This window comes from Pseudomonas sp. GW456-E7 (assembly GCF_059424105.1).
Map to the genome: position 1 here is coordinate 137681 of NZ_JBWKZB010000002.1, position 25025 is coordinate 162705.

Annotated in this window: 28 protein-coding genes; 17 read left to right on the top strand and 11 right to left on the bottom strand. The window is 60.4% G+C overall.

From position 1 onward, the window contains the following. Positions 1-84 precede the first annotated feature (84 nt). Positions 85-1449 (top strand): HlyD family type I secretion periplasmic adaptor subunit, encoded by a 1365-nt coding sequence (locus AC07YV_RS02070; protein ID WP_102698927.1) that lies wholly within the window; start codon positions 85-87, stop codon positions 1447-1449. A gap of 145 nt (positions 1450-1594) precedes the next feature. Here AC07YV_RS02070 and AC07YV_RS02075 read toward each other — a convergent pair whose 3' ends face one another. Together AC07YV_RS02075 and AC07YV_RS02080 are read right to left on the bottom strand one after the other, a co-directional pair. Next, a complete protein-coding gene (locus tag AC07YV_RS02075; RefSeq protein WP_102698928.1) occupies positions 1595-2191 on the bottom strand; it encodes a tRNA-uridine aminocarboxypropyltransferase in 597 nt (198 codons plus the stop codon). A gap of 4 nt (positions 2192-2195) precedes the next feature. Beyond that, positions 2196-3089 (bottom strand): LysR family transcriptional regulator, encoded by an 894-nt coding sequence (locus AC07YV_RS02080; protein WP_007972518.1) that lies wholly within the window; start codon positions 3087-3089, stop codon positions 2196-2198. Between AC07YV_RS02080 and AC07YV_RS02085 the strand changes: the two genes are divergently transcribed. The 7 genes from AC07YV_RS02085 to AC07YV_RS02115 all read left to right on the top strand — a co-directional run bounded on the left by AC07YV_RS02085 (position 3077) and on the right by AC07YV_RS02115 (position 9046). Continuing rightward, positions 3077-3262, top strand: a complete 186-nt coding sequence (locus tag AC07YV_RS02085) for a hypothetical protein (RefSeq protein ID WP_102698929.1) — start codon at positions 3077-3079, stop codon at positions 3260-3262. The genes AC07YV_RS02080 and AC07YV_RS02085 overlap by 13 nt on opposite strands. A gap of 167 nt (positions 3263-3429) precedes the next feature. Further along, positions 3430-4380, top strand: a complete 951-nt coding sequence (speB, locus tag AC07YV_RS02090; protein WP_007972517.1) for an agmatinase — start codon at positions 3430-3432, stop codon at positions 4378-4380. Positions 4381-4389: 9 nt separating this feature from the next. Then, positions 4390-4812: a YybH family protein gene (locus AC07YV_RS02095; RefSeq protein ID WP_102698930.1), complete on the top strand. Its 423-nt coding sequence runs from the start codon at positions 4390-4392 to the stop codon at positions 4810-4812. A 55-nt stretch (positions 4813-4867) separates the two neighbouring features. Next, complete coding sequence (locus AC07YV_RS02100) at positions 4868-6379, top strand: purine-cytosine permease family protein (RefSeq protein ID WP_102698931.1); 1512 nt, start codon at positions 4868-4870, stop codon at positions 6377-6379. 153 nt (positions 6380-6532) lie between these two features. After that, positions 6533-7912 carry a sodium:solute symporter family protein gene (locus AC07YV_RS02105; RefSeq protein ID WP_102698932.1) on the top strand — a complete coding sequence of 460 codons (1380 nt, stop codon included), beginning with the start codon at positions 6533-6535 and terminating at the stop codon, positions 7910-7912. 86 nt (positions 7913-7998) lie between these two features. Beyond that, positions 7999-8724, top strand: coding sequence for an MBL fold metallo-hydrolase (locus AC07YV_RS02110; protein ID WP_102698933.1), 726 nt, complete (start codon positions 7999-8001; stop codon positions 8722-8724). Between the two features lie 70 nt (positions 8725-8794). After that, positions 8795-9046, top strand: coding sequence for a phosphopantetheine-binding protein (locus AC07YV_RS02115; protein WP_095963797.1), 252 nt, complete (start codon positions 8795-8797; stop codon positions 9044-9046). A 201-nt stretch (positions 9047-9247) separates the two neighbouring features. Here the strand turns inward: AC07YV_RS02115 and AC07YV_RS02120 are convergent, their stop codons facing one another. Continuing rightward, positions 9248-9376 (bottom strand): PA1414 family protein, encoded by a 129-nt coding sequence (locus AC07YV_RS02120; RefSeq protein ID WP_007972508.1) that lies wholly within the window; start codon positions 9374-9376, stop codon positions 9248-9250. A gap of 135 nt (positions 9377-9511) precedes the next feature. Further along, positions 9512-10405, bottom strand: coding sequence for a putrescine utilization regulator PtrR (ptrR, locus tag AC07YV_RS02125; RefSeq protein ID WP_102698934.1), 894 nt, complete (start codon positions 10403-10405; stop codon positions 9512-9514). Between the two features lie 104 nt (positions 10406-10509). Here ptrR and AC07YV_RS02130 point away from each other — a divergent pair, with 104 nt between their 5' ends. After that, a complete protein-coding gene (locus AC07YV_RS02130) occupies positions 10510-11691 on the top strand; it encodes an MFS transporter (RefSeq protein ID WP_102698935.1) in 1182 nt (393 codons plus the stop codon). Here AC07YV_RS02130 and AC07YV_RS02135 read toward each other — a convergent pair. Together AC07YV_RS02135 and AC07YV_RS02140 are read right to left on the bottom strand one after the other, a co-directional pair. After that, on the bottom strand, positions 11636-12568 hold the full coding sequence (locus tag AC07YV_RS02135; protein ID WP_102698936.1) for a DMT family transporter: 933 nt from the start codon (positions 12566-12568) through the stop codon (positions 11636-11638). The genes AC07YV_RS02130 and AC07YV_RS02135 overlap by 56 nt on opposite strands. A gap of 169 nt (positions 12569-12737) precedes the next feature. Further along, the gene (locus AC07YV_RS02140) at positions 12738-13574 is read right to left on the bottom strand and encodes a CvfB family protein (protein WP_007972500.1); all 837 of its coding nucleotides are present in this window, start codon (positions 13572-13574) and stop codon (positions 12738-12740) included. 351 nt (positions 13575-13925) lie between these two features. Between AC07YV_RS02140 and AC07YV_RS02145 the strand changes: the two genes are divergently transcribed. The 3 genes from AC07YV_RS02145 (at position 13926) to AC07YV_RS02155 (ending at position 15990) form a co-directional block, all read left to right on the top strand. Next, a complete protein-coding gene (locus AC07YV_RS02145; RefSeq protein ID WP_015096330.1) occupies positions 13926-14114 on the top strand; it encodes a PFL_1563 family small protein in 189 nt (62 codons plus the stop codon). Positions 14115-14320: 206 nt separating this feature from the next. After that, complete coding sequence (locus tag AC07YV_RS02150) at positions 14321-15043, top strand: TorF family putative porin (protein WP_102698937.1); 723 nt, start codon at positions 14321-14323, stop codon at positions 15041-15043. Positions 15044-15120: 77 nt separating this feature from the next. Next, positions 15121-15990, top strand: a complete 870-nt coding sequence (locus AC07YV_RS02155) for a DUF6279 family lipoprotein (protein WP_102698938.1) — start codon at positions 15121-15123, stop codon at positions 15988-15990. Between the two features lie 117 nt (positions 15991-16107). On the opposite strand, the gene AC07YV_RS02160 is transcribed toward AC07YV_RS02155, so the two are convergent. Next, positions 16108-16500 carry a transcriptional regulator gene (locus tag AC07YV_RS02160; protein WP_102698939.1) on the bottom strand — a complete coding sequence of 131 codons (393 nt, stop codon included), beginning with the start codon at positions 16498-16500 and terminating at the stop codon, positions 16108-16110. Positions 16501-16694: 194 nt separating this feature from the next. Between AC07YV_RS02160 and AC07YV_RS02165 the strand changes: the two genes are divergently transcribed. Together AC07YV_RS02165 and AC07YV_RS02170 are read left to right on the top strand one after the other, a co-directional pair. Then, positions 16695-17429, top strand: coding sequence for a DUF899 domain-containing protein (locus tag AC07YV_RS02165; protein WP_102698940.1), 735 nt, complete (start codon positions 16695-16697; stop codon positions 17427-17429). A gap of 188 nt (positions 17430-17617) precedes the next feature. Then, positions 17618-17896: a hypothetical protein gene (locus AC07YV_RS02170; RefSeq protein ID WP_102698941.1), complete on the top strand. Its 279-nt coding sequence runs from the start codon at positions 17618-17620 to the stop codon at positions 17894-17896. A gap of 63 nt (positions 17897-17959) precedes the next feature. Here AC07YV_RS02170 and AC07YV_RS02175 read toward each other — a convergent pair whose 3' ends face one another. Then, entirely contained in the window at positions 17960-19300 is a 1341-nt protein-coding gene (locus AC07YV_RS02175) for a DEAD/DEAH box helicase (protein ID WP_007972492.1), read from the bottom strand. Positions 19301-19492: 192 nt separating this feature from the next. On the opposite strand from AC07YV_RS02175, the gene AC07YV_RS02180 reads away from it, so the two are divergent. Beyond that, positions 19493-20791 carry a mechanosensitive ion channel family protein gene (locus AC07YV_RS02180; protein WP_102698942.1) on the top strand — a complete coding sequence of 433 codons (1299 nt, stop codon included), beginning with the start codon at positions 19493-19495 and terminating at the stop codon, positions 20789-20791. Positions 20792-20872: 81 nt separating this feature from the next. Here the strand turns inward: AC07YV_RS02180 and AC07YV_RS02185 are convergent, their stop codons facing one another. The 3 genes from AC07YV_RS02185 to AC07YV_RS02195 all read right to left on the bottom strand — a co-directional run bounded on the left by AC07YV_RS02185 (position 20873) and on the right by AC07YV_RS02195 (position 23231). Further along, on the bottom strand, positions 20873-21742 hold the full coding sequence (locus AC07YV_RS02185; protein WP_102698943.1) for a carboxylate/amino acid/amine transporter: 870 nt from the start codon (positions 21740-21742) through the stop codon (positions 20873-20875). Positions 21743-22087: 345 nt separating this feature from the next. Next, positions 22088-22687, bottom strand: coding sequence for an FMN-dependent NADH-azoreductase (locus tag AC07YV_RS02190; protein ID WP_102698944.1), 600 nt, complete (start codon positions 22685-22687; stop codon positions 22088-22090). Positions 22688-22916: 229 nt separating this feature from the next. Then, the gene (locus AC07YV_RS02195) at positions 22917-23231 is read right to left on the bottom strand and encodes a hypothetical protein (protein ID WP_007972481.1); all 315 of its coding nucleotides are present in this window, start codon (positions 23229-23231) and stop codon (positions 22917-22919) included. A 49-nt stretch (positions 23232-23280) separates the two neighbouring features. On the opposite strand from AC07YV_RS02195, the gene AC07YV_RS02200 reads away from it, so the two are divergent. Further along, complete coding sequence (locus tag AC07YV_RS02200; RefSeq protein WP_007972479.1) at positions 23281-24204, top strand: PA3225 family LysR-type transcriptional regulator; 924 nt, start codon at positions 23281-23283, stop codon at positions 24202-24204. A gap of 14 nt (positions 24205-24218) precedes the next feature. Continuing rightward, entirely contained in the window at positions 24219-25022 is an 804-nt protein-coding gene (locus AC07YV_RS02205) for an alpha/beta fold hydrolase (RefSeq protein WP_102698945.1), read from the top strand. The last annotated feature ends 3 nt before the right edge of the window (positions 25023-25025 follow it).

A 25025-nucleotide genomic window follows, 5' to 3' on the forward strand; every position in this document is an offset into this window, starting at 1 on the left:
ACGGCTTCGCCGTCGGACGGGAGCAAGCTCCCTCGCCACAGGATTGTGTTCGGCACTATTTCTCTTAACTGACGGGTATCGCCCATGTCTGCTCAAACGCCAGATTCAGCGCCCCGAGGCTACTTCAACAGCTTCGGCAAAAGCGCCGAAGTCGAATTCATGCCGGAAACCGCCGGCGCCTCATTGCAGGACTCACCGCGCTGGTCACGGATCACCGTGTGGCTGGCCGCCGCACTGCTGATCTGCGCGCTGGTCTGGGCCAAATTCGCCGTGTTGCAGGAAGTCACCATGGGCGAAGGCAAGGCGATACCGTCGAGCAAGGTCCAGGTGATCCAGAACCTGGAGGGCGGCATCGTCACCGAAATTTTCGTCCGCGAAGGGCAGATGGTGAACAAGGGCGACACCTTGCTGCGCCTGGATGACACGCGTTATCTGTCGAACAAGGGCGAAAGCGAAGCCGATCGCTACGCCTTGACCGCGCAGGTCGAACGGCTCTCGGCCGAAGCCGAAGGCCGGCCGTTCAAGCTGTCAGAAGAAGTGATCGCCAAGGCTCCGCAAGTGGCCGAAGACGAGCGCTCGCTGTACGAGCAGCGGCAACGGCGACTCGCGAGCGAACAGCGCACATTGTCCGAACAACTTCGGCAAAAAACCCAGGAACTGGCAGAGTTCCGCTCGAAACAGGGGCAATTCAGTTCAAGCCTGGCGTTGTTGCAGCAAGAGATGAACATGTCTACACCGCTGGTGGGCACCGGTGCCGTGTCACCGGTGGAAATCCTGCGCCTCAAACGCAGCGCCGTGGAGATTCGCGGCTCGCTGAACGCCACCACCCTGGCGATCCCCCGGGCGGAATCGGCGATCAACGAGATCAAAAGCAAGATCGACGAGTCGGAACAGACCTTCCGCTCGGAGGCCGCCAAAGAGCTGAACGAGAAGCGCACCGACCTGTCGAAAATCACGGCATCGAGCATCGCCATCGACGACCGCGTGACCCGCACCACCGTGGTCTCGCCGGTGCACGGCATCATCAAGGTGTTGAAGGTCAACACCATCGGTGGTGTGGTCCAGCCCGGCAGTGACATGGTGGAAATCGTGCCGCTGGAAGACAACCTGCTGATCGAAGCCAAGGTCCGCCCGCAAGACGTTGCATTCCTGCATCCGGGCCAGAAAGCCATGGTCAAGTTCAGCGCCTACGACTACACCATTTACGGCGGCCTGAGCGCCAAGCTGGAGCTGATCGGCGCCGACACCATCACCGACGACAAGGGCAACAGCTTTTATCTGATTCAGGTACGCACTGACAAAAACCATCTGGGCGGGGATGTGAAACCGCTGCTGATCATCCCGGGGATGGTGGCGACGGTGGACATTATTACCGGGGAGAAAACGGTGCTGGATTATCTGCTTAAGCCGGTGTTGAAAGCGCGGACCGAGGCGATGCGGGAAAGGTAGGCATTCTTCGAAGATTACAGTGACTGAACCGGCCTCTTCGCGGGCAAGCCCGCTCCCACAGTGTCCGTTGTGTACACAAAGTCTGCGAACGCCACTGAACCTGTGGGAGCGGGCTTGCCCGCGAAGAGGCCGGCACATACGCCGATCACCTGTCGGCATGATTACGCTGGTAAACCTCCTCCCCCATCGCCGCAATCTGCCCCTCGATCAACGCTTCGAACGGTTTCAACAACGGTACAAACGAAGTCGGCGCTTCGAGGGTTTCCAGCGCCTGCACAATCGCCTCCACTGTCGACAACGCCCCCGGTCCCGGTGCCTTGCGCAGCCGATAACGGGACACACCGCCTTCGGCCAGCGTCACCCTCGGCAACGCCGCCAGCAGCGGATTGAGGTGCAGCATCTTGCGCGCCTTGCGCCAGGTGCCATCCGGGACGACCAGCAACAACGGTTCGTCCGTCGGCGCATAAACCTGCATCGGCTGCGCACCCTCGCCGGGGAACAACAAGCGTGCCTGATATCCCGGCTGATTCAACAACACCGGCAAATCCTCGAACACCTCACCCACGATCAACTCGGCATTCTCCAAGCCCAACGCCGCCAACCGCGCCGTATTCAGCGCATGGTTCACTTCGCTCGGATGCTGCAACAACAGCACGCGAGTGCGGCTGTCGAGATTGGGGATCAACGGGCACAGGCAGTGAGATTGCGGACGCAGGCAGCGCGGGCACTGGATTCTGGACATCTTCTCAGGCCTGATTCAGTTGGGCTTTAAGCAAATCACGGAACGTCTGGATCAGCGGCTCGCGGCTACGGCCCCGGCGCACGATCATCGAGAACGGCGCCTGATAACCAAAGGTCGCCGGCAACAGCACCCGCAAGTCGCCCTTGTCGGCCCAGGCCTGGGCGTAGTGCTCCGGCAGGTAGCCGATGTAGGCGCCCGACAGCACCAGAATCAGCTGGGCTTCCATACTTTCCACGGTCGCGGCGCTGTGCTTGAAGCCGTGACGCGCCAGCTCGGCCTGGCTCCAGTAGCCACGGCCGACCATGCGCTGCTGGGTGATGACCTGCTCGGGAATGCGCCGCTCATTGAACAGCGGATGCCGCGTGCTGCAGTACAACCAGTGTTGCTCACGGTACAGCGGCATATACACCAGACCGCTCATGCGCGTGGAAAACGCACCGATGGCCAGGTCGAGACGGTTGTCCTGCACGCCGAGTTGCAGTTCGTAAGGGCTCATCACCGACAGGTGCAAGTGCACGGCCGGGTGTTCCTGGCTGTAGGCGCCGATGGCTTCGGCGAACGGCAGGGCCTTGTCGCTGACCGTGGAGTCGATCACCCCGAGGTTCAAGGTGCCGCGCAACTCGCCCTTGAGGGCGGCGGCGTACTGCTCGAAGCCTTCGAGTTCGCCCAACAGACGCAGGGTTTCCTGATGGAACAACTCACCCTTGCTGGTCAGGCTGAACCCGCCACGACCGCGATGGCAGAGCACCAGGCCGAGGGCCGCTTCGAGCTGGCTCATGTAGGTGCTGATGGCCGACGTCGAGAGGTTGAGCTCCTGCTGGGCGTTGGCGAAGCCCTGGTGACGCACCACGCTGACGAAGATGCGCAACAGTTTCAGGTCGGGTAATGCGTTGGCCATGGATACTCCTGACACCATTTGATTTCCAGCTGTCTCCTGTAGGAGCTGCCGAAGGCTGCGATCTTTTGATTTTGATTTTCGGCGGCTTCATGGTCGCCAAGAATGAAGATCAAAAGATCGCAGCCTTCGGCAGCTCCTACAGGGTTAGCCATCAGCTGTTAAACGAGTGGTGAAGTCTACCGCCGCCCTGGCCATTAGTTTAGAAAAATCTGAACTAAGTATTTGCCCGTAGCGATTCTTCCCGACCACTACATTTCGCAGAATCGGCCCACAACGGTGCCCGTACCTTCCGTGAACGGCGCAACCCTATAAATAAAACAACGACGATGAGGCCCTACCCGTGGACAAGATTCTTCACCAACCACTGGGCGGCAACGAAATGCCGCGCTTCGGCGGCATCGCCACCATGATGCGACTCCCCCACTTGAATACCGCTGCCGGCCTGGACGCTGCCTTCGTAGGCGTGCCGCTGGACATCGGTACCTCGCTGCGCCCTGGCACCCGTTTCGGGCCTCGCGAAATCCGCGCTGAATCGGTGATGATCCGCCCGTACAACATGGCCACTGGCGCTGCGCCGTTCGACTCGCTGTCGGTTGCCGACATCGGCGACATCGCGATCAACACCTTCAACCTGCTGGATGCCGTGCGGATCATCGAAGAATCCTACGACAACATCCTCGAACACGACGTGATCCCCCTGACCCTGGGCGGCGACCACACCATCACCCTGCCGATCCTGCGTGCCATCCACAAGAAGCATGGCAAGGTCGGCCTGGTGCACATCGACGCTCACGCTGACGTGAACGATCACATGTTCGGCGAGAAAATCGCCCACGGCACCACGTTCCGTCGCGCCGTCGAAGAAGGCCTGATTGACCCGGACCGCGTGGTGCAGATCGGCCTGCGCGCCCAGGGCTACACCGCTGACGACTTCAACTGGAGTCGCAACCAGGGCTTCCGTGTGGTTCAGGCCGAAGAGTGCTGGCACAAATCGCTGGAGCCGTTGATGGCTGAAGTCCGCGAGAAAGTCGGTGGCGGTCCTGTCTACCTGAGCTTCGACATCGACGGTATCGACCCGGCCTGGGCGCCAGGTACCGGCACCCCGGAAATCGGCGGTCTGACGACCATTCAGGCGATCGAGATCGTTCGCGGCTGCCAAGGCCTCGACCTGGTCGGTTGCGATCTGGTAGAAGTCTCGCCCGCTTACGACACCACCGGCAACACCTCGCTGCTGGCCGCCAACCTGCTGTACGAAATGCTCTGCGTACTGCCTGGCGTAGTCCACCGCTGAGGATGGTTCATGAACGAACGCGATCAGGTTCTGAAAGCCGCCGCTGATCTGGTGTCCGCTTTTGCCCGTAACGATCGCGAAGCCTACTTCGGCGCTTTCAGCGCCGATGCCAGCTTCGTCTTCTACACCCTCGAAAAGCCCCTGCTGTCGCGCGACGCCTACCAGGCGATGTGGGACGGCTGGCGCGCCGAGGATGGCTTCGAGGTGCTCTCGTGCACCTCGAGCAACGCTTTCGTCAGCCTGCAGGGTGACGTGGCGATTTTCATCCATGACGTAGCCACCGAGCTGCGCATGCAAGGGGAGCAGCACTTTAGCCAGGAGCGCGAGACGATTGTTTTCAAGAAACAAGCGTCTGGCCAAGAACAACAAGGCCTATGGCTGGCCTGCCACGAACATTTGTCCGCGATGCCGGAAGGGCTGCCACCCCCTTAGCCAACACAGGTGACGCTCACGCACGATGAGCGCGCCTTTATGATCGGAGCTGATCATGAATAACAACAACAAAGACCAAAGCCTTACGCAAATTGAAACCCACGGGGTCGAACAGATCCCTGATAACGAACGCACCGCAGGCCCGACGGACTTGTTCCGGATGATCTTCGGTGGTTCCAACACCTTTGCAACCGCCGTACTCGGCAGCTTCCCGGTCCTGTTCGGCCTGTCTTTCCAGGCGGGCGTCTGGGCGATTGTGCTGGGGGTGTTGCTGGGTTCGCTGATCCTCGCGCCAATGGGCCTGTTCGGCCCGATCAATGGCACCAACAACGCCGTATCTTCCGGTGCGCACTTCGGCGTGCACGGGCGGATCGTCGGTTCGTTCCTGTCGCTGTTAACCGCCATCGCCTTCTTCTCGCTCTCGGTGTGGAGTTCGGGTGATGCGCTGATCGGTGGCGCCAAACGCCTGATCGGCCTGCCGGAAACCGACCTGACCCTGGGCCTGGCCTACGGTCTGTTCGCGATCCTGGTGCTGACCGTGTGCATCTATGGCTTCCGCTTCCTGCTGTGGGTCAACAAGATCGCAGTGTGGAGTGCCAGTCTGCTGTTCCTGCTGGGTATCTTCGCCTTCGCCGGTCCCTTCGATGCGAACTACGCCGGTAGCGTCAACATGGGCCAACCCGGTTTCTGGGCTGCCTTCATCGGCGCTGCGCTGGTGGCCATGAGCAACCCGATTTCCTTCGGTGCGTTCCTCGGCGACTGGTCGCGCTACATTCCGCGTGACACCTCCAAGCGCCGCATCATGGCGGCGGTGGTGATTTCGCAGATCGCAACGTTCATCCCGTTCCTGTTCGGCCTGACCACCGCCACCATCGTAGCGATCAAGGCACCGGACTACATCGCGGCCAACAACTATGTCGGCGGCCTGCTGGCAGTCTCGCCGAGCTGGTTCTTCCTGCCGGTGTGCCTGATCGCGGTGATCGGCGGCATGTCCACCGGCACCACTTCGCTGTACGGCACCGGCCTGGACATGTCCAGCGTATTCCCACGGGTACTGTCGCGGGTCAAGGCCACGCTGCTGATCGGTGTGATGTCGATTGCCTTCATCTTCATCGGGCGCTTCGCGGCCAACCTGGTGCAGAGCGTGTCGACCTTCGCCGTGCTGATCATCACCTGCACCACCCCCTGGATGGTGATCATGATCATCGGCCTGCTGGTGCGCCGCGGCTTCTACTGCCCGGATGACCTGCAAGTGTTCACCCGCGGCGAGAAAGGTGGCAGTTACTGGTTCACCCACGGTTGGAACTGGCGTGGCCTGGGTGCCTGGATCCCGAGCGCGGCCGTCGGCCTGTGCTTCGTGAACCTGCCGGGTCAGTTTGTCGGGCCGCTGGGCGAAATGGCCGGTGGCATCGACATCAGCCTGCCAGTGACCCTGGGCCTGGCCTCGCTGGTGTACCTGGCGCTGCTGAGCCTGTTCCCGGAATCGCGCGAAGTGTTCGGCCCGAACGACGCTCGCAGCAAGAGCACGGATTCGCTCGCTAAACCGGCGATGCGTCAAGTCGCCTGATGTAACACAAGACCTGTGGGAGCGGGCTTGCTCGCGAAGACGGCAGCACATCCAACATTGATGTGACTGACAGACCGCTTTCGCGAGCAAGCCCGCTCCCACAGGGATTGATTTTCAGCCTCACATAAAAAAGACAATCGGAGACACGCCATAATGGCTTTGGATTTATTCGTTGTACTCATCTACGCCGCCGCGATGCTGCTGCTCGGCTATTACGGCATGCGCAAGGCCAAGACCAACGAAGACTTTTTGGTCGCCGGTCGTAACCTCGGCCCAAGCCTTTACATGGGCACCATGGCTGCCACCGTTCTGGGCGGCGCGTCCACCGTGGGCACCGTGCGTCTGGGCTACGTGCATGGCATCTCCGGCTTCTGGCTGTGTGCCGCGCTGGGTTGCGGGATCGTGGCGCTGAACCTGTTCCTCGCCAAACCGCTGCTGAAGCTGAAGATCTACACCGTTACCCAGGTGCTGGAAAAACGCTACAACCCGATGGCCCGCTCCGCGAGCGCGGTGATCATGCTGGCCTACGCGCTGATGATCGGCGTGACCTCGATCCTGGCGATCGGCACCGTTCTGCAAGTGTTGTTCGGCCTGCCGTTCTGGATCTCGGTACTGCTGGGCGGTGGCGTCGTGGTGATCTATTCGGCCATTGGCGGCATGTGGTCCCTGACCCTGACCGATATCGTCCAGTTCGTGATCAAGACCGTGGGCCTGATGTTCATCCTGCTGCCAATCTGCATGTACCGCGTCGGCGGCTGGGATGAGTTGGTAATGAAACTGCCGGCGGCGAGCTTCAGCTTCACCACCATCGGCTGGGACACCATCATCACCTACTTCATGATCTACTTCTTCGGCATCCTGATCGGTCAGGACATCTGGCAACGGGTGTTCACCGTCAAGACCGCCAAAGTGGCTCAGGTTGCCGGTACCGCTGCCGGTATCTACTGCATCCTCTACGGTCTGGCCTGCGCCCTGATCGGCATGGCTGCACACGTACTGATCCCGGATCTGGACAACGTCAACAACGCCTTCGCCGCCATCGTCAAACTGTCCCTGCCGGACGGTATCCGTGGCCTGGTGATCGCTGCCGCACTGGCCGCCATGATGTCCACCGCCAGCGCCGGCCTGCTGGCCGCTGCCACCACCCTGACCGAAGACCTGCTGCCGAAACTGCGCGGCGGCAAACAGTCGAGCCTGGGCCTCAACCGCCTGGTCACCATGCTGACCGGTATTGTAGTGCTGGGTATCGCCCTGGTGGTCAATGACGTGATCAGCGCCCTGACCCTGGCCTACAACCTGTTGGTGGGCGGCATGCTGATCCCGCTGATGGGCGCGATCTTCTGGAAACGCGCCACCACTGCCGGCGCCATCGCCAGCATGGGCATGGGCTTCGCCACCGCGCTGCTGTTCATGTTCAAGGACGGCCTGGACGCCAACACCCCGATCTACTACAGCCTCGGTGTAGGCCTGGTGAGCTTCGTGCTGGTCAGCCTGTTGTCCCGTCGCACGGCTGTGGTGGCGAGCGCCGCCTAAGCTGAAACATAACGACTCGATGCTTTCTTCGACGGGTGTGGCGTCGGTTGCCACACTCGTTTTTTTTCGTCTGAAGGAAACTGCTCATGAAGATCGTCAGCCGCGACCAGTGGTTCGAGGTCAAACATCTCAGCGACGGCATCCGCCTGATTCACGAGCCGTACATCCGGCCTTTCTACCGCTGCAACCTCTGGCACATCCAGGGCCGTGACAAGGACCTGCTGCTGGACAGCGGCTCGGGCCTGGTCAGCCTGCGCGAGCAACTGCCATGGATCACCGAGCGGCCGCTGGTGGCCGTGGCCAGCCACTGCCATTTCGATCACATCGCCGGTCATCACGAATTCGCCGAGCGCCTGGTGCATCCGGCCGAGGCGGACATCCTGGCCGCGCCGGATGGCGACAACGACTTGAGCAAAGCCTTTGTCGGCGACGACATGTTCGAGGCGCACCCCGATTGCCCGCTGTGCTACGCCGAATACCGTGTCAAGGCCGCGCCGGCCACGGGTTTTGTCGAAGATGGAGATGTGCTGGATCTGGGCAACCGCGTGTTGCAGGTGGTGCACACGCCGGGACACTCGCCGGGTGGCATCTGCCTGTACGAAGCCGCCACCGAGACCTTGTTCAGCGGCGACATCATCTACGACGGGCCGCTGATCGAAGACGCCTACCATTCCAACCTCGAGGACTACGCACGCAGCCTGCAACGCCTGCATGCGCTGCCGATCCGTACGGTGCATGGCGGGCATTTCGGCAGTTTTTCCGGAGAGCATTTGCGCAGCATGATTGACGAATGGCAGCGCTCACACGGCTAAAGCCTGCTGTACTCAACGGCAGGGACTGCACCGGCAGGGAGAACTGCACCCACTTCCTCGAAGAACGATCATGAAAGAAGCCGCCCTTCGTGCTGTCGTACATCGCTACATCAGCCGCCTGCTGGAAGGCCGGGATGACTTTGACGACAACGCCAGCCTGGCGCAGTTGGGATTGGACAAAAAAGATATCGAAGAGCTGATCTTCCATCTGGAAGATGAGCTGGGTGTGACGGCGTTTACCGTGGAAGAAGACCGGATGCTCAAGACCGCCAGGACGGTGAATGATTTGAGCCGGTTTTTGCTGGAGATTGGGCGGGATTGAGGCTGATCGTCAACGACCTGAATCGTGGCGAGGGAGCTTGCTCCCGTCCGACTGCGCAGCAGTCGCAAAACCTGCAATCCAATGACCTGCTAAAACTCAGTGACTATTTGGGGCCGCTTCGCAGCCCAGCGGGAGCAAGCTCCCTCGCCACAGCAAGCCCCCTCGCCACAGCAAGCCCCTCTCACTGGCGATCCGGAGCCATTACCGGCGTCGCTGCTGGCGCCGACGTTGCTCGTCGTCAGTACGAACAGGCACGGGTTGCAGAGGCGGTTCGATCAAGCCGAGCGCCACGCCCAGGTCATGCAGCCAGTTTTGGATTTTCTCTTTCATGGTGCCCCCTTCAGGGTAGTGCCGAGCGGCCAAAATTCTGTAGCCCCTTCGCACTGATAATAGTCCGAAGTCCTACGCAATGCTCGTGCAAAGTCGCAATGATCTGTTACTGAATCCATCACAATCAGCCGGCGTTCAGGCAATTTCCTGCGCCTGCACCTTTGCCTGCGGAAAAACCGCCTGCTGCTGCTCGATCCAGGCATTCAGGTTGGCCCCGACCATGCCCTTGCGCCACATCAGCCAGGTGGTCGCGCTGGCAAACGGTTCGGCCAACGGATGCACGGCCACACTCTCGCGGCCCGGCAAACTGGCGAGCATCGACTCCGACATCAGCGCCACACCGGAACCGGCAATCACACACGCAAGCATTCCCGGATAGGACTCGATCTCCATCGCCCGGCCCATCGCCGCATGGTCATGGGCGAACCAGGCCTCCAGGCGCATGCGGTAGGAGCAGCCTTGGCGAAAGGTGAACACCGCGCGCCCTTCCACATCCAGCGCGTTGCGCACGGGCGGATGATCGGCCTCGCTGATCAGCACCAGGCGCTCCTCGCACAAGGGCACACCGTCGAGCCCGGCCAGCTCCATAGGGCCATCCACCAGCGCCGCATCGAGTCGACCGGTGAGCAGGCCTTCGAGCAATTCACCGCTGGGACCGGATTGCACTTGCAGATTCACCGCCGGATACAAGCGGTGATAGCGCGCCAACAGCCCCGGCAGGTGAATAGCGGCCGTGCTGTACATGGTGCCGAGCACGAAGTCGCCCGCCGGTTGCCCGCCCTGCACCGCCGCGCTGGCTTCGTCGCGCAGCGCAAACAGCTTGGCGGTGTAGTCCAGCAGGACTTTTCCCGCAGGCGACAGCTGCAAGCGCTGACGCTCGCGCAGGAACAGTTCTACACCCAGTTGCTCTTCCAGCTGTTTGAGCCGGGTCGACAGGTTCGACGGCACTCGATGCAGCCGTTCGGCGGCCCGGGTGATGGACCCTTCCTCCGCCACCGCCTGGAAGATACGCAATTGGCTGAACTCCACGACATTCTCCAAAAAAGAACAAGTTACTCACTATTATTCATTTTTAAAGAAAGTCAATCAGCCCTAGCCTGACGGTCATCGATCCTCTGAACGGTATCCAGACCATGTCTCCCCTGATTCGCTTATCCGCCAGTTTCGTTGCCCTGATGATGGCCATGGGCATCGGCCGTTTTGCCCTGACGCCGCAACTGCCACACCTGCTCAGCGAAGGTCAGATCGACCTGACCGCCGCCGGGCTGATTGCCGCCGCCAACTACCTCGGATATTTCATCGGCACGGTGGACGCCATGTTTTCCCGGCGTCCCGCGCAAGTGCGCCGGCGCTTGCTGGGCGGGTTGTGGCTCTGCGTGTTGCTGACCCTGGCGTCGTTCTGGGCCAACGGGTTCTGGTCGCACCTGCTGCTGCGCTTCGGCACCGGTGTGGCCAGCGCCTGGGTGTTGGTGATGATCACCGCACTGAGCCAGCCGCTCGCGGCAGCGGCCGGCCGTCCCCGGCTCGGCGCTCTGGTCTTCGCCGGACCGGGCCTGGGGATTTTTCTCACAGGTTTGTTGGCCCTGGGCTCAAATCTGTTGGGCCAGACTTCCGCCACCTTGTGGCTGGTGTACGCCGCTGCAGGGCTGGCGATGCTGCTGGGAATTCTGCCGTTCCTGCCGCAAGCGAGCGCAACCGCGACCGCTGCGCCCGGCGCCAGCGCACCGGGCACTCAAGGCATCGCTCGCCTGGGCTTGATCTACGGCTTGTACGGGTTGGGCTACATCATCCCGGCGACCTTTCTGTCGCAAATGGCCAATGCGCAATTCCATGGCCAATGGCAGGCCGACCTGTTCTGGCCGTGCTTCGGTCTTGCGGCGGCTACGGGAGTGGTACTGGTGAGTCTGCGTCGCCATAAAGCGGGCGCAACGCGGCGCTGGTTGATGGCAACGTTATGGCTGCAAGCTGCGGGCGTGTTTGCCTGCCTGCTGGCCAACGGTCCGGGGCTGGCATTGGGTGTGATCCTGTGTGGCACGCCGTTCCTGGCCTGCATGCAACTGGTGATCCAGCGTTCCCGGGAACTGGCTCCCCATGCCACCCAACGCAATGCCGGCCTGCTGACGGCCTGCTTTGCCGTGGGCCAGCTCAGCGGGCCATTGCTGGCGGCGCTCAGCAGTCATTTCAGTGGCGGCTTGCAGCCGGCACTGGTGGTCGCCGGCTGCGGCTTGCTGGTCGCCGGCGGTCTGTTGCTCGCGCCGGTCAGTGCTGCCCCAGCGCTTTGCGCAAACGACGGCGCAGCCACTGCTCAGCGCTGACAAAGGTGATGCCCGCCAACACCAGCACGGCGCCGAGAACGAAGTTCAGGCTCAGTTCCTCGCCCAGCAGCACGACACCAAAGGTGACGCCAAACAACGGCGTCATGAACGAAAACACCGCGAGGTTCGCCGCCAGGTAACGGCGCAACAGCCAGAACCAGACCAGGTAACTGAAGAACGACACGACCACGCCCTGAAACAGCACACTGGTGACCGCTACAGTGGTCAGGCTGACATGGGTGATCTGGCCGCTGAGCAGCGCGATCAACAGCAAACCGAAGAAACCGACAATCAATTGATAAAACAGCGTCAGGGTCACCGGCGCTTCCGACAGGCGCGAGGCGCGCACCACCACCGTGGTCGCGCCCCAGGCGGCCCCCGCCAGCACCCCCAAGGCATCGCCCATCAACATGCGGTAATCAAGGTTGTCCCAGGACACCCCGCCGGCAAACGCGATGGCAATGCCGATAAAGGCCAGGACAATCCCCAACCATTGCAGGGGTCGCAAGCGCTCACTGGGCAATAACCAGTGCACACCCAATGCCGTGAAGATCGGCGCGGTGTAGAGGAACACCGACATGTGCGCCGCCGTGGTCAATTGCAGGCCTTCGGATATGAAGAAGAACTCCAGGCCGAACAAGGCACCGGCCAGCAGACCGCCGCGCCAGGTCGTACTCACCTGGTTCCAGCCGCCCTTCCAGCAGATCAGCAGCCCGACCAGCAACGCCGACATGCCGGAACGCCCGGCCGCCTGCATCACCGGCGCGATATCGGCCGCCGCCCACTTGATCATCACTTGCTGAACGCCCCAGACCAGGCACAGCCCGACCATCACTTGCAGGGCAAACCCGTCGGTACTGCGCCGGGTGGCGCTCACCGGAACACCTCGAAAACACAATCCATGGCAAAGACTCGGCAGTAAAAGCAGTCGATTATCAACCAGACGGCCGGAAAATGCCCTTGTAGGAGCTGCCGAAGGCTGCGATCTTTTGATCCTTAAAATCAAGATCGCAGCCTTCGGCAGCTCCTACAAGGGCAGAGTGGGATCAACTGAGATCGATACGATCGGCATGAATGACAATCTGGCCATTCTTGTACAACGCGCCAATGGCCTTCTTGAAGTTGCCCTTGCTGACACCGAACAGACTGCTGATCAACGCCGGATCGCTCTTGTCGCTCACGGCCAGGGTGCCGTTGTTTTCACGCAACTTGGCGAGGATCTTCGAGTTCAGGCTGGTGGCCGCTTCCTGACCAACCGGCTGCAGGCTCAGGCTGATCTTGCCGTCGGCGCGAACTTCCTTGATGAAACCCTTTTCTTCTTTACCGGCGCGCATGAACTTGAAGATTTCGTTCTTGTGGATCAGGCCCCAATGCTTGTTGTTGATGATGGCCTTGAAGCCCATGTCCGTGGCTTCGGCCACCAGCAAGTCCACTTCCTGGCCGGCCGTGTAGTTGGCCGGGGTCTTGTCCAGGTAGCGGTCCAGGCGCGCGGTCGCGGTGATGCGGCGGGTGTGCTTGTCGAGGTAGACGTGTACCACCACATACTCGCCCGCCGTCATCTGACGCTTCTCTTCGGAGAACGGCAGCAACAGGTCCTTGGGCAAGCCCCAGTCCAGGAATACGCCGATGCTGTTGACTTCAACAACTTTCAGACTGGCGAATTCACCCACTTGAACTTTTGGTTTTTCAGTAGTGGCGATGAGTTTGTCATCGCTGTCCAGATATATAAAAACGTTGAGCCAGTCTTCATCTTCGCTAGGAATATCTTTTGGAATATAACGATTTGGCAGAAGGATTTCGCCATCCGCGCCACCGTCCAGATATAAACCGAAGTTAGTGTGTTTAACCACTTGCAAACTGTTGTAACGCCCGACTAAAGCCATGTCCAATACCCTCATTGCGTGGGCGGCATTCTACCCGGTTTTAAGCGCCGCGTTCGGCCCCCGGCCCGGTGGCGCGAGAAAATCCTCTGAAGGCCTTGATTTTCACGGGCTTTCATCGCATGCCTGGCCGCTCGTCAGACCGATCCGGGCATTTACGCCATGCCCAGACAAGCGTAACGCGGTATTTTTCAGGGCGATGTTCTTATTTAAAACAGCGGCTTAGGCGCATATTTCGAATATTGTCCGAGCACTGATTACCCCGACCTCAGGATTATTGCGAGGGGATATTTGCCAAGCAATTATCAGGTAATTCCTGTACGATGCCTGGCCAAGTTAATTTTCTACAGGTTAATGGCCGCCATGCGCGTAAAAGCATCCACCAGCAAAGCAAAGCCAGCTCCAGCCGTTGAAACCAGCGAGTCGATCAACAGCCAGATCGCAGCGTTCCTCAAGTCCGGCGGTGAAATCCAGCAAATTGCCAAAGGCGTCAGCGGCCAGACGTTCGGCCCGTCCAAGCAGATCACCCTGGGCAAAAAGTAACCCCCTCGCGTCACCTGGTCCCAAAGCGCTTTGAGCCTCGAAGCGCTTGGACTGGAACCCTCGTCACCCCCTCCGACACCCCTTCAAATCCATGGAAATCGACGAACGGCCTTCGCTGCCGATCATTCGCCGGTATCCTTGCACGCGTCTGGATCAAGCGTTTCAGCGGGCTCGCCAGCCTGCCCTCGCTGTTCATGGAGTGACGCATGTTCAAACCTTTCTGTTTATCGGCATTGCTCGGCGGCCTGTTGGTTTGCTCCGCAGCACACGCACAAATCTTTCAGCGTGAGCTGGGTGCCTTCGATCTCAAGATGGGCACCACCCCCACCCGCAGCATGGCTCAAGGCCTGGTCAAACCCTCGGCTGTCGGTTCGTTCCACGGAGGCCTGGACCTGAGCCACGACAGCGGTTTCTACGTGGGCCAATGGTCACCCAGCATGGGCATCAGCCCGGGGAAAGACCTCGAGATCGACTCCTACGCGGGCTTTAAACAACCCTTCGACCAAACCCTCGGCTACGAAGTGGGCCTGATCCGCTACAGCTACCCCGAAGTCACCACCCCTGCCAGCCAGGAACTGTTCGGCGGCCTGACCTTGCTCGGCAGCCGTTTCGGCATCGCCTTCAGCAATGACCCGGACAAACAGAACAACACGCTGTTCGCTGACTTGAGCGGCAATCAACCGTTCGGTGTCGGCATCAGCCTGAAATACACCACCCACCAATTCAATACGCCAGTGGCGGTGGATGGCGGGTATGTAGGCAGTTTTACCGATTGGTCGCTGAAATTGTCCCGCCCGTTCATGGGCATCGACCTCGACCTGATCTACAGTGACTCCAGCCTGAGCGGCAGCGGTTGCTCGGCCTATGCCGGGCACAACAGCCAATGCGACGGGCTGGTGACGCTCAAGGCCGAACACGCGTTCTATTGATCGGCTGAACTGCCGGCCCTCTCCTGGGTTCACAAGAGAATCAGACCCCGAAGACTGGCTTTCGCAAGGATTCGCCCATGTCCCGCTGGTTCAAACATATCGCCGTTGTGTTGACCGTTGCCCTCGCCCTCGGCGCCTGCAGCCGCGTGGGCCTGGCCTACCGCAATCTCGATGTGATCATCCCGTGGACGCTCAGCGACTACCTGGACATGAACGGCGAGCAGAAAAGCTGGCTGGACGAACGCCTGAAGGAACACCTGAGCTGGCACTGCACCACCCAGTTGCCCGACTACCTCGACTGGCTGGACCGCTTGCAAACCATGATCGCGACCAACCAGGTCACCGATGCCGCCTTGAAGGCCCGTGCCCACGAAGCCGAACAGGCGATCGCCGAGACCGCGCGGGAAATCACCCCGTCGGCCATCGAGTTGCTGCAAGGGCTGGATGACAAGCAAGTCGCCGAAATGAACGATGCCTTCGCCAGGGACCGGCGCAAACGCCAGGAGGAATACCTCAAGCCCACCCTCGACCAGCAGATCAAGGAGCGCAGCGCACGCATGGAGAAGCGCCTGAACGACTGGCTCGGCCCACTGAACAACACCCAGCAACAGCGGGTCGCCGCATGGTCCCGGGCCTTGGGTGATCAGAATACGCAGTGGCTGGCCAATCGTGTCCATTGGCAGAAACAGTTCAGCGCGGCCGTTGCGCAACGCCACAGTCCACAATTCCCACAACGAATCGAGACACTTCTGATCAATCGCGAGAGTTTGTGGACACCCGCCTATCGTCAGGCCTTTGCCAACACCGAGGCCCAGGCACGTTCGCTGTTCGTGGATCTCATGGCGGCAAGCACACCGAGCCAGCGTGAGCGATTACTGAAGAAAATCGAAGGTGTAAGAAAGGACTTCAGTGACCTGAAGTGCCTGAAAGCGGCGAAACAAGGCTAAGCGCCCCCCCCCTGTGGGAGCGGGCTTGCTCGCGAAGACGTCGTCACATCTAGCATGGATGTGACTGACAGCCCCCTTTCGCGAGCAAGCCCGCTCCCACAAGGGCACAACGGCATCTCAAGCAATCTGCGCCTTCGACGCCACCTCATCGAATGTCGCTTCATCAAGCGCATCGTCCTGCTCATCGAGCACCTGCCGCGGGTGATCATTACCGGGAATACTGCTGTCGATCAGGCTCAACAAACGCGAACCCCGCGCCGTCAAAATGTAATTGGCACCCGTGCCACCTTCGTCCTCCGGCCGTGGCTCGATATAGCCACGCAACAGCAGCAGCTTTTCGTACTCGCCAGCCACCGTTTTCAAGTGATCAAGATTTTCAATCGACTCGCCTTCCGCGGCCTTCTGCGCCGCATGCTGTTCGGCGTAAGGCCGCGGCGTGAAGTTGTGGCCCGCGCTGTTTTGCACTTCATGCAGCAAGCGCTCAATCAAGTCCCAGTTGTAAGTCGTCATCCTGATTCAACCTCCGGTGTCCGTTCGATGGATGCCCGTGCAATTGAACGGGCCTTACAGGTTGTGACCGGAACGCCCGGCGGCCGTTCAGCCAGGCTTTCGCTGACGACCGACCGGCGGTATGTCGAATTCCACCCGAGCCAAACGACTAGGCTGTGTACGTCACCTCCCAGCCCCACGCAGGAGAACACAACATGAACATCCAGAATCACCCCGTCGTTTCGCGGGAAGAATGGCTCGCCGCCCGCAAACAGCACCTGATCCACGAGAAGGCCTTCACCCGGGAACGGGACAAACTCAGCGCCGAACGCCGCGCCCTGCCCTGGGTGAAAATCGACAAGGACTACCATTTCCAGGGGCCCAATGGCGAACTGAAACTGGCGGACCTGTTCGGCGGCCGCAGTCAGTTGGTCATCTACCACTTCATGTTCGCCGAGGGCTGGGACGAGGGCTGCCCCGGTTGCTCGTACCTCAGCGATCACATCGACGGCGCCAACCAGCACCTGGCCCACCACGACATTTCCGTGGTGGCGGTTTCCCACGCACCGTTCGCCGAATTCCAGGCGTTCAAGCGGCGCATGGGCTGGAAGTTCGACTGGGTGTCGTCGGAAGGATGCGACTTCAACTACGACTTTGGCGTCTGTGCCCGGGCCGAAGAGGTCGCCGCAGGAAAGGCTACGTACAACTACGAAAAAACCGACGGCGCCGAGGAAGAACTCCCCGGACTCAGCGTGTTTTATCGCAATGAAGCCGGCGAAATCTTCCACACCTACTCCACCTATGCCCGCGGCCTGGACATGCTGGTCGGCGCCTACAACTACCTCGACCTGACGCCCAAGGGGCGCAACGAGGAGGAGATCATGGAGTGGGTGCGGCACCATGACAAATATGAGGAACAGGCCAGGTCGAGTTGCTGCCATGGTGGTTAGCCCCAGGCACCGAGGCGAGGCCTTCGCGGGCAAGCCCGCTCCCACAGTTTTCCGTGTTGTTCACAAAACCTGTGGGCTTGCCCGCGAAGGGGTCCTGACAACCCACGCAAATATCACAGACTGAACTTTCCCAAAGGGCCAGCGCTCAACCGGATAACCCGCCTTGACCGGAACTGAGGCCCGCCCCCATGAAACCACTGCTGAAGAAGCTCACTCTCGCCGCTGCCCTCGCTTGTGCCCTGCCCGCCTGGGCCTGCACGCCCGAGGAAGCCAACGCCAAACGCGAACAGCTGGCCCGGGAAGTGGCCAAGCTCACCGAGCAGAACCCGACCAAGGCCAAAGAGATCAATGACGAGTTGCAAAAAATGGATCTGGGCACTGCCTCGAAAGACTTGCCGGACAAGTGCCAGTTGATCGACCAGCGCTTGAAGGAGTTGGGCTCTGCCGAGAAGAAAGCCGAAAGCTGATAGACGCCAGGAATAAAAAAACCCGGACACTGTCCGGGTTTTTCCTGGGTCGCTTACAGTGGCTTACTCAGCCGCTGGCGCTTCCGGCTTGCGGCGCTTGAGCGGCGCCATGCCGTCCTTGCTGACCAGGGAATCGCTCTTCGGCCGGTTGGCGCTCTTGCGCTTGGTCGGGGTCTTGGCGGCAGTTTTCTTCTTGTCGCCCTTGGCGTCGGTCTTTTTCTTCTTCACGCCGACAGCCTTGCCCGAGGCCTTGACCTTCTTCGGTCCGCCGTAGGTGCCTTTGACTTCCTTGATGGTGCGGCGCTCGAAGCTCTGCTTGAGGTAGCGCTCGATGCTCGACATCAGGTTCCAGTCGCCGTGGCAGATCAGCGAGATGGCCAGGCCATCGTTACCGGCACGACCGGTACGACCGATACGGTGCACGTACTCGTCGCCACTGCGCGGCATGTCGAAGTTGATCACCAGGTCCAGGCCGTCAACGTCCAGGCCGCGAGCGGCGACGTCGGTGGCCACGAGGATTTTCACGCCGCCCTGCTTCAGACGGTCGATCGCCAGTTTGCGATCCTTCTGGTCTTTCTCGCCGTGCAGCACGAACGCTTTGTATTCCTGCGCCACCAGGCGGCCGTAGATGCGGTCGGCCATGGCCCGGGTGTTGGTGAAGACGATGGCCTTCTGGTAGGTCTCGTTGGCCAGCAACCAGTTGACGATCTGTTCTTTGTGCTGGTTGTGGTCAGCGGTGATGATCTGCTGGCGGGTGGTGTCGTTCAGCTGGCTGACCGCGTTGAGCTGCAGGTGCTCAGGGTTGTTCAGGACCTTGGCGATCATCTCGCGCAAGCCCGAACCACCGGTGGTGGCGGAGAACAGCATGGTCTGCTGACGGTTGGTGCATTCGTCCACCAGACGCTGCACGTCTTCGGCAAAGCCCATGTCGAGCATGCGGTCGGCTTCGTCGAGCACCAGGACTTCAACTTCTTTCAAGTCGAGGTTGCCGGCGTTCAGTTGCTCGATCATCCGGCCCGGCGTACCGATCAGGATGTCCGGCACCTTGCGCAGCATCGCGGCCTGGACCTTGAAGTCTTCGCCGCCGGTGATCAGGCCGGACTTGATGAAGGTGAACTGCGAAAAGCGTTCAACTTCCTTCAGCGTCTGCTGGGCCAGTTCGCGGGTCGGCAGCAGGATCAGGGTCTTGATGCTGACGCGGATTTTCGCCGGGCCGATCAGACGGTTGAGGATCGGCAAAACGAATGCAGCGGTCTTGCCGCTACCGGTTTGCGCCGTCACCCGCAGGTCACGCCCCTGGAGCGCCAGCGGAATGGCCGCGGCTTGCACAGGCGTTGGCTCGACAAATTTCAGCTCGGCCACGGCTTTGAGCAGGCGTTCGTGCAGGGCGAATTGGGAAAACACGGGTGCTACCTCGAAGAAATGCAAAAAAACAGCTGCATAGGGTAACGGTTTCGAGCGCTCAGGCCGAGTTTCTTTATGCAAATGGCGGTAAACAGTTGGTTTTTTGTTGCCTTGTTTTTCCCAAAACGCAATACAAAGCGTCTTAAATGCTCTAATCGCCTCTCGCGCCCTACAGAAGAATCGTTTTCAACCATGGATATCAAACAGCTCTGGATCAACGTCCTGGACCTTTGGGGGGCCCTCGACCAGCACCCGCTCGTACATTCAAGCCTGGCGCTGCTGCTGTTGCTGGCCATTGCGCTGTTCCTCGGACGGGTGGCGCGCTACCTCATCCTGCACGCGGCCAAAATGCTCAGCCGCCAGCCGGCCTTGCACTGGGTCAATGATTTTCTGCAGAACAAGGTGTTCCATCGCCTGGCGCAGATCACACCTTCGCTGGTGATCCAGTTCGGTCTCAATCTGGTGCCGAACCTGAGCAAGACCAGTCTCAATTTCCTCGGCAACGTCGCCCTGTCCTTCACCTTCCTGTTTCTGCTGCTGGCGGTCAGCGCCCTGCTCAATGCCCTGCTGGACATCTACGCCCGCACCGAACACGCCCGTACCCGCTCGATCAAGGGCTATGTGCAACTGGCGAAAATGGTGTTGTACGTGTTTGGCGCGATCGTCATCGTCGCGACCTTGATCGATCGCTCGCCGCTGTTGCTGCTCTCGGGCCTGGGCGCCATGTCGGCGGTGATTCTGTTGGTCTACAAGGACACGCTGCTGTCGTTCGTCGCCAGCGTGCAATTGACCAGCAACGACATGCTGCGGGTCGGCGACTGGATCGAAATGCCCCAGGTGGGCGCCGATGGCGATGTGGTGGACATCACCTTGCACACGGTCAAGGTGCAGAACTTCGACAAGACCATCGTCTCGATTCCGACCTGGCGCCTGATGTCCGAGTCGTTCAAGAACTGGCGCGGCATGCAGGCTTCCGGTGGCCGCCGGATCAAGCGCAGCCTGTTCATCGACGCCAGCGGCGTGCGCTTCCTGCGCGACGACGAGGAGCAGAAGCTGTCCCAGGTGCACTTGCTCACCGACTACATGACCCGCAAGCAGGCCGAACTCAAGGCCTGGAACGAGGCCCAGGGCAACGTCGCGGCCATGTCGGCCAATCGCCGGCGGATGACCAACATCGGCACTTTGCGCGCCTATGCGCTGGCCTACCTGAAGAGTCATCCGGGAATCCAGCCGAACATGACCTGCATGGTCCGCCAGATGCAGACCACCGCCCAGGGCATTCCACTGGAAATCTACTGCTTTACCCGCACCACGGCCTGGGCCGACTACGAGCGGATCCAGGGGGATATTTTCGACTACCTGCTGGCGGTGCTGCCGGAGTTCGGGTTGAGCCTGTATCAGCAGCCGAGCGGAACGGATCTACGTGCGGGACTGCTGCCGGCGGTGTTGGGCGCCAGCCACATCCCCGAGCCTGAAAAACACGTCATGTAACACCGCAAATCTTCTGTAGGAGCTGCCGCAGGCTGCGATCTTTTGATCTTGAAATCAAAAGATCGCAGCCTGCGGCAGCTCCTACGCAGGTTGTGCGCCCTTGCTTCTGGTGCCCAACCGACTGATCCACACCGCCAGCAAAATCACCGAACCGCCGAGCAACAATCGCCCCAGTTCTTCATGCTGGTTCCAGATCAGCAGATTGATCAGCAAGCCCACGGGCACATGCAGGTTGTTCATCACCGCCAGGGTCCCGCCATTCACCATGCACGCGCCCTTGTTCCACCAATACAAACCCAGCGCAGTGGAGACCAGGCCGAGGAACAGCAGCACGCCCCATTGCAAAGGCGCTTCGGGCAGGAAGTTCTGTTTGCCGAACAATAGAAACGCCGGCAACGCCACCGCCAGTGCGCCGAGGTAGAAGTAGCCGAAACGTCGGTAATGCGGCAGATCGCTTGGATGGCGGGCGACCAGGTGTTTGTACAGCACCTGCCCGGCGGCATAGGTGAAGTTGGCCAGTTGCAGCAACAGGAACCCCATGAAGAAGTCCGGGTTGATCCGGTCAAAGCGAATCACCGCCGCTCCCGCCACCGCCACCAGTGCCGCGACCAGGGCCCAGGGGTTGAAGCGACGATTCAGAGCATCTTCGATCAGGGTCACGTGCAACGGCGTGAGGATGGTGAACAGCAGCACTTCCGGCACCGTCAGTACACGAAAGCTCAGGTACAGGCAGACGTAGGTCACGCCGAACTGCAAGGCGCCGATCAGCAGCATGCCGCGCATGAACGCCGGTTCCACCGAGCGCCAGCGGGTCAGCGGGATGAACACCAGCCCTGCCAGGAGCACGCGCACCAGCACTGCGAAGTAACTGTCGACATGACCGGCCAGGTATTCGCCGATCAAACTGAAGGAAAACGCCTGGATCAGCGTGACAAAAAGTAGATAGCCCATGCTCGCCTCGTTTCGAATGGCGGCGACGATAGCGGGTTTTGCTACTGATCGCGAACCCCCAAACAATACAAAAATCCATTGTGGGAGCGAGCTTGCTCGCGATAGCGGTGGATCAGTCAACATCATTGTCGACTGACACTCAGTCATCGCGAGCAAGCTCGCTCCCACAGGTTTTTTAGGTGCTTGTTAAATCACAGGCAAAAAAAAGCCCGATCTCGCTAAAGCGTTCAATCGGGCCAGAGCACTCAGGAGCTAAAAGTGCGAAGGGAGGTTCGATGCGCGTACAGGCTTGAAGGGTTGCGCCAGATCACTAGACCATCCAGCGATTATCTGGCGATTAACGGGTCAGGCCACTTGCGCAAGCCTGGCGTTCGCCTGGCTCAGGCCTTTCTCCTGGAAGTCACCGCCCAGGTTCATGCCTTCGGCGTGGATGAACGTCACGTCGTGGATACCGATGAAACCCATGACCTGACGCAGGTAGGGTTCCTGGTGATCGGCGGTGCTGCCGGCATAGATGCCGCCACGAGCCGTCAATACGTAGGCGCGCTTGCCTGTGAGCAGGCCTTGCGGACCGGTTTCGGTGTACTTGAAGGTCACGCCGGCACGCAGCACGTGGTCGAGCCAGGCTTTCAGGGTGCTGGGGATCGCAAAGTTGTACATGGGCGCGGCCATGACCAGTACATCGGCGGCGAGCAATTCGTCGGTCAACTGGTTGGAGCGTTCCAGGGACGCCTGTTCGATGTCGCTGCGCTGCTCGGCGGGTTTCATCCAGCCACCCAGCAGGTTGATGTCCAGGTGCGGCACCGGCTTGACGGCCAGGTCCCGGACAGTGATCTGGTCATTCGGGTGAGCGGCTTTCCACTGGCTGATGAACGTCTGGGTCAGTTGACGGGAAACCGAGTCTTGCTGACGGGCACTGCTTTCGATGATCAGAACGCGGGACATGGGATGTAGCCTCCATCTGAGAATGCTGTAGGTCGATGGAGTGAAGGTTAAACAGAGTCATATCGATGAAAAAGCGCAAATAACTGCTATAACCCATCAATAAATTCGTTTATAAGCTCAACATACCCTGTGGGAGCGGGCTTGCTCGCGAAGGCGGTGTTTCAGTCAACATTGATGTTGAAGCTGATACCGCTTTCGCGAGCAAGCCCGCTCCCACAGAAGATTGCTGTCATTTCGGGGTGCAGCTCAGCTCGATACGCAGCTTGATGATGTTGCGACTGAATTTGGCGGTGGCGTTTTTGTGTTTGCCGGCCGGTACGTCGATCTTGCGGGTACGCGGGGCTTCCGGGCCATTGATGAAGACGGCCTTGCAGCTTGCATCGACGTCGCCGTAGTTGGCCACCTGGATGGAGCCGATGTCGCTATCCGTGTCGTAGGTCTGGTAATCGATCTTCATGCCGTTGAGATCTTTCTTCACATCGATCGGGTAAGCCATCGCCGTCAGCGGCAGCAGCGCCAGCAGCACACAACAGATTTTTTTCATTCAGCAGCCTCCAGTCAGGGCTGCCAGCTTAGGACAAGAGGAGCTCAACATGAAAGCGCCCCGCGTGACCCTTGATCAATGGCGAACGCTGCAAGCCGTGGTCGATCACGGTGGTTTCGCCCAGGCCGCCGAGGCGCTGCATCGCTCGCAATCATCGGTCAGCTACACCGTGGCACGCATGCAGGATCAACTCGGCGTGCCGTTGCTGCGCATCGACGGACGCAAAGCCGTGCTGACCGAAGCCGGCGGCGTGCTGTTGCGCCGCTCCCGGCAACTGGTGAAACAGGCCAGCCAACTCGAAGACCTGGCCCATCACATGGAACAGGGCTGGGAGGCCGAAGTGCGCCTGGTGGTCGATGCCGCTTATCCAAGCGCCCGCCTCGTCCGCGCCTTGACCGCGTTCATGCCGCAAAGCCGTGGTTGCCGGGTGCGCCTGCGTGAGGAAGTGCTGTCGGGCGTGGAGGAAGTCCTGCTCGAAGGCGTGGCCGACCTGGCCATCACGGGCTTCAGTATTCCCGGTTACCTGGGCGCGGAATTGAGCGACGTCGAGTTCGTTGCGGTCGCTCACCCCGAGCATCCCCTGCACCGCCTCAACCGCGAACTGAGCTTCCAGGACCTGGAAAGCCAGATGCAAGTGGTGATCCGCGACTCGGGCCGCCAGCAACCACGGGACGTCGGTTGGCTCGGGGCCGAACAGCGCTGGACCGTCGGCAGCCTGGCCACCGCCGCGACCTTCGTCAGCAGCGGCCTGGGTTTTGCCTGGTTGCCCCGGCACCTGATCGAACGGGAACTCAAGGAAGGAACGCTCAAGCTGCTACCGTTGGATCAGGGCGGTAGCCGCAACCCGAGCTTCTACCTATATTCGAACAAGGACAAACCCCTGGGACCTGCCACGCAGATTCTCATCGAACTGCTGCGCACCTTTGACACCGCACCACTGGACGCACCGTTCGCCGCCCCCGAACAAGCCTGACACGGAGTGTATGCATGGCCTATTTCGAACACGAAGGTTGCAACCTGCACTATGAGGAATATGGCCACGGCACGCCGCTGCTGCTGGTCCACGGCCTCGGTTCCAGCACCCTGGACTGGGAAAAGCAGATCCCGGCACTGGCCACCCGCTACCGGGTGATCGTCCCGGATGTACGCGGTCACGGCCGTTCGGACAAACCCCGGGAGCGCTACAGCATTGCCGGTTTCAGCGCCGACCTGATCGCGCTGATCGAGCACCTCAATCTCGGCCCGACACACTACGTCGGCTTGTCCATGGGCGGCATGATCGGCTTCCAGCTGGGTGTGGACCAGCCGACACTGCTCAAGAGCCTGTGCATCGTCAACAGTGCGCCAGAGGTCAAACTGCGCAGCCGCGACGATTACTGGCAGTGGTTCAAGCGCTGGAGCCTGATGCACGCACTCAGCCTGCGCACCATCGGCAAGGCATTGGGCAGCAAGTTGTTCCCGAAGCCCGAGCAGGCCGACTTGCGACAAAAAATGGCCGAGCGCTGGGCAAAAAACGACAAACATGCTTATCTCGCCAGCTTCAATGCCATTGTTGGCTGGGGGGTCCAGGAACGACTTTCCAAGGTCACCTGTCCAACCCTGATCGTCAGTGCCGACCGTGACTACACACCGGTGGCGCTGAAGGAAAACTACGTAAGACTGCTGCCCGATGCGCGGCTGGTGGTGATCGCCGATTCACGCCACGCCACGCCGCTGGACCAGCCGGAACACTTCAACCAAACGCTGCTGGATTTTCTGACCGCAGTCGACACCACCACTCAGGATCACTGACCC

Excerpts from the sequence above, each read along its gene's own strand:
- AC07YV_RS02185 (WP_102698943.1), bottom strand. The coding sequence starts at position 21,742 with ATGGGCTATCTACTTTTTGTCACGCTGATCCAGGCGTTTTCCTTCAGT.
- AC07YV_RS02180 (WP_102698942.1), top strand. The coding sequence starts at position 19,493 with ATGGATATCAAACAGCTCTGGATCAACGTCCTGGACCTTTGGGGGGCC.
- AC07YV_RS02120 (WP_007972508.1), bottom strand. The coding sequence starts at position 9,376 with ATGAAAGAGAAAATCCAAAACTGGCTGCATGACCTGGGCGTGGCGCTC.
- AC07YV_RS02070 (WP_102698927.1), top strand. The coding sequence starts at position 85 with ATGTCTGCTCAAACGCCAGATTCAGCGCCCCGAGGCTACTTCAACAGC.
- AC07YV_RS02150 (WP_102698937.1), top strand. The coding sequence starts at position 14,321 with ATGTTCAAACCTTTCTGTTTATCGGCATTGCTCGGCGGCCTGTTGGTT.
- AC07YV_RS02190 (WP_102698944.1), bottom strand. The coding sequence starts at position 22,687 with ATGTCCCGCGTTCTGATCATCGAAAGCAGTGCCCGTCAGCAAGACTCG.
- AC07YV_RS02205 (WP_102698945.1), top strand. The coding sequence starts at position 24,219 with ATGGCCTATTTCGAACACGAAGGTTGCAACCTGCACTATGAGGAATAT.
- AC07YV_RS02095 (WP_102698930.1), top strand. The coding sequence starts at position 4,390 with ATGAACGAACGCGATCAGGTTCTGAAAGCCGCCGCTGATCTGGTGTCC.
- AC07YV_RS02075 (WP_102698928.1), bottom strand. The coding sequence starts at position 2,191 with ATGTCCAGAATCCAGTGCCCGCGCTGCCTGCGTCCGCAATCTCACTGC.
- AC07YV_RS02195 (WP_007972481.1), bottom strand. The coding sequence starts at position 23,231 with ATGAAAAAAATCTGTTGTGTGCTGCTGGCGCTGCTGCCGCTGACGGCG.
- AC07YV_RS02080 (WP_007972518.1), bottom strand. The coding sequence starts at position 3,089 with ATGGCCAACGCATTACCCGACCTGAAACTGTTGCGCATCTTCGTCAGC.
- AC07YV_RS02155 (WP_102698938.1), top strand. The coding sequence starts at position 15,121 with ATGTCCCGCTGGTTCAAACATATCGCCGTTGTGTTGACCGTTGCCCTC.
- AC07YV_RS02085 (WP_102698929.1), top strand. The coding sequence starts at position 3,077 with ATGCGTTGGCCATGGATACTCCTGACACCATTTGATTTCCAGCTGTCT.
- AC07YV_RS02105 (WP_102698932.1), top strand. The coding sequence starts at position 6,533 with ATGGCTTTGGATTTATTCGTTGTACTCATCTACGCCGCCGCGATGCTG.
- AC07YV_RS02165 (WP_102698940.1), top strand. The coding sequence starts at position 16,695 with ATGAACATCCAGAATCACCCCGTCGTTTCGCGGGAAGAATGGCTCGCC.
- AC07YV_RS02100 (WP_102698931.1), top strand. The coding sequence starts at position 4,868 with ATGAATAACAACAACAAAGACCAAAGCCTTACGCAAATTGAAACCCAC.
- AC07YV_RS02160 (WP_102698939.1), bottom strand. The coding sequence starts at position 16,500 with ATGACGACTTACAACTGGGACTTGATTGAGCGCTTGCTGCATGAAGTG.
- AC07YV_RS02130 (WP_102698935.1), top strand. The coding sequence starts at position 10,510 with ATGTCTCCCCTGATTCGCTTATCCGCCAGTTTCGTTGCCCTGATGATG.
- AC07YV_RS02110 (WP_102698933.1), top strand. The coding sequence starts at position 7,999 with ATGAAGATCGTCAGCCGCGACCAGTGGTTCGAGGTCAAACATCTCAGC.
- AC07YV_RS02200 (WP_007972479.1), top strand. The coding sequence starts at position 23,281 with ATGAAAGCGCCCCGCGTGACCCTTGATCAATGGCGAACGCTGCAAGCC.
- AC07YV_RS02115 (WP_095963797.1), top strand. The coding sequence starts at position 8,795 with ATGAAAGAAGCCGCCCTTCGTGCTGTCGTACATCGCTACATCAGCCGC.
- AC07YV_RS02145 (WP_015096330.1), top strand. The coding sequence starts at position 13,926 with ATGGCCGCCATGCGCGTAAAAGCATCCACCAGCAAAGCAAAGCCAGCT.
- AC07YV_RS02140 (WP_007972500.1), bottom strand. The coding sequence starts at position 13,574 with ATGGCTTTAGTCGGGCGTTACAACAGTTTGCAAGTGGTTAAACACACT.
- AC07YV_RS02170 (WP_102698941.1), top strand. The coding sequence starts at position 17,618 with ATGAAACCACTGCTGAAGAAGCTCACTCTCGCCGCTGCCCTCGCTTGT.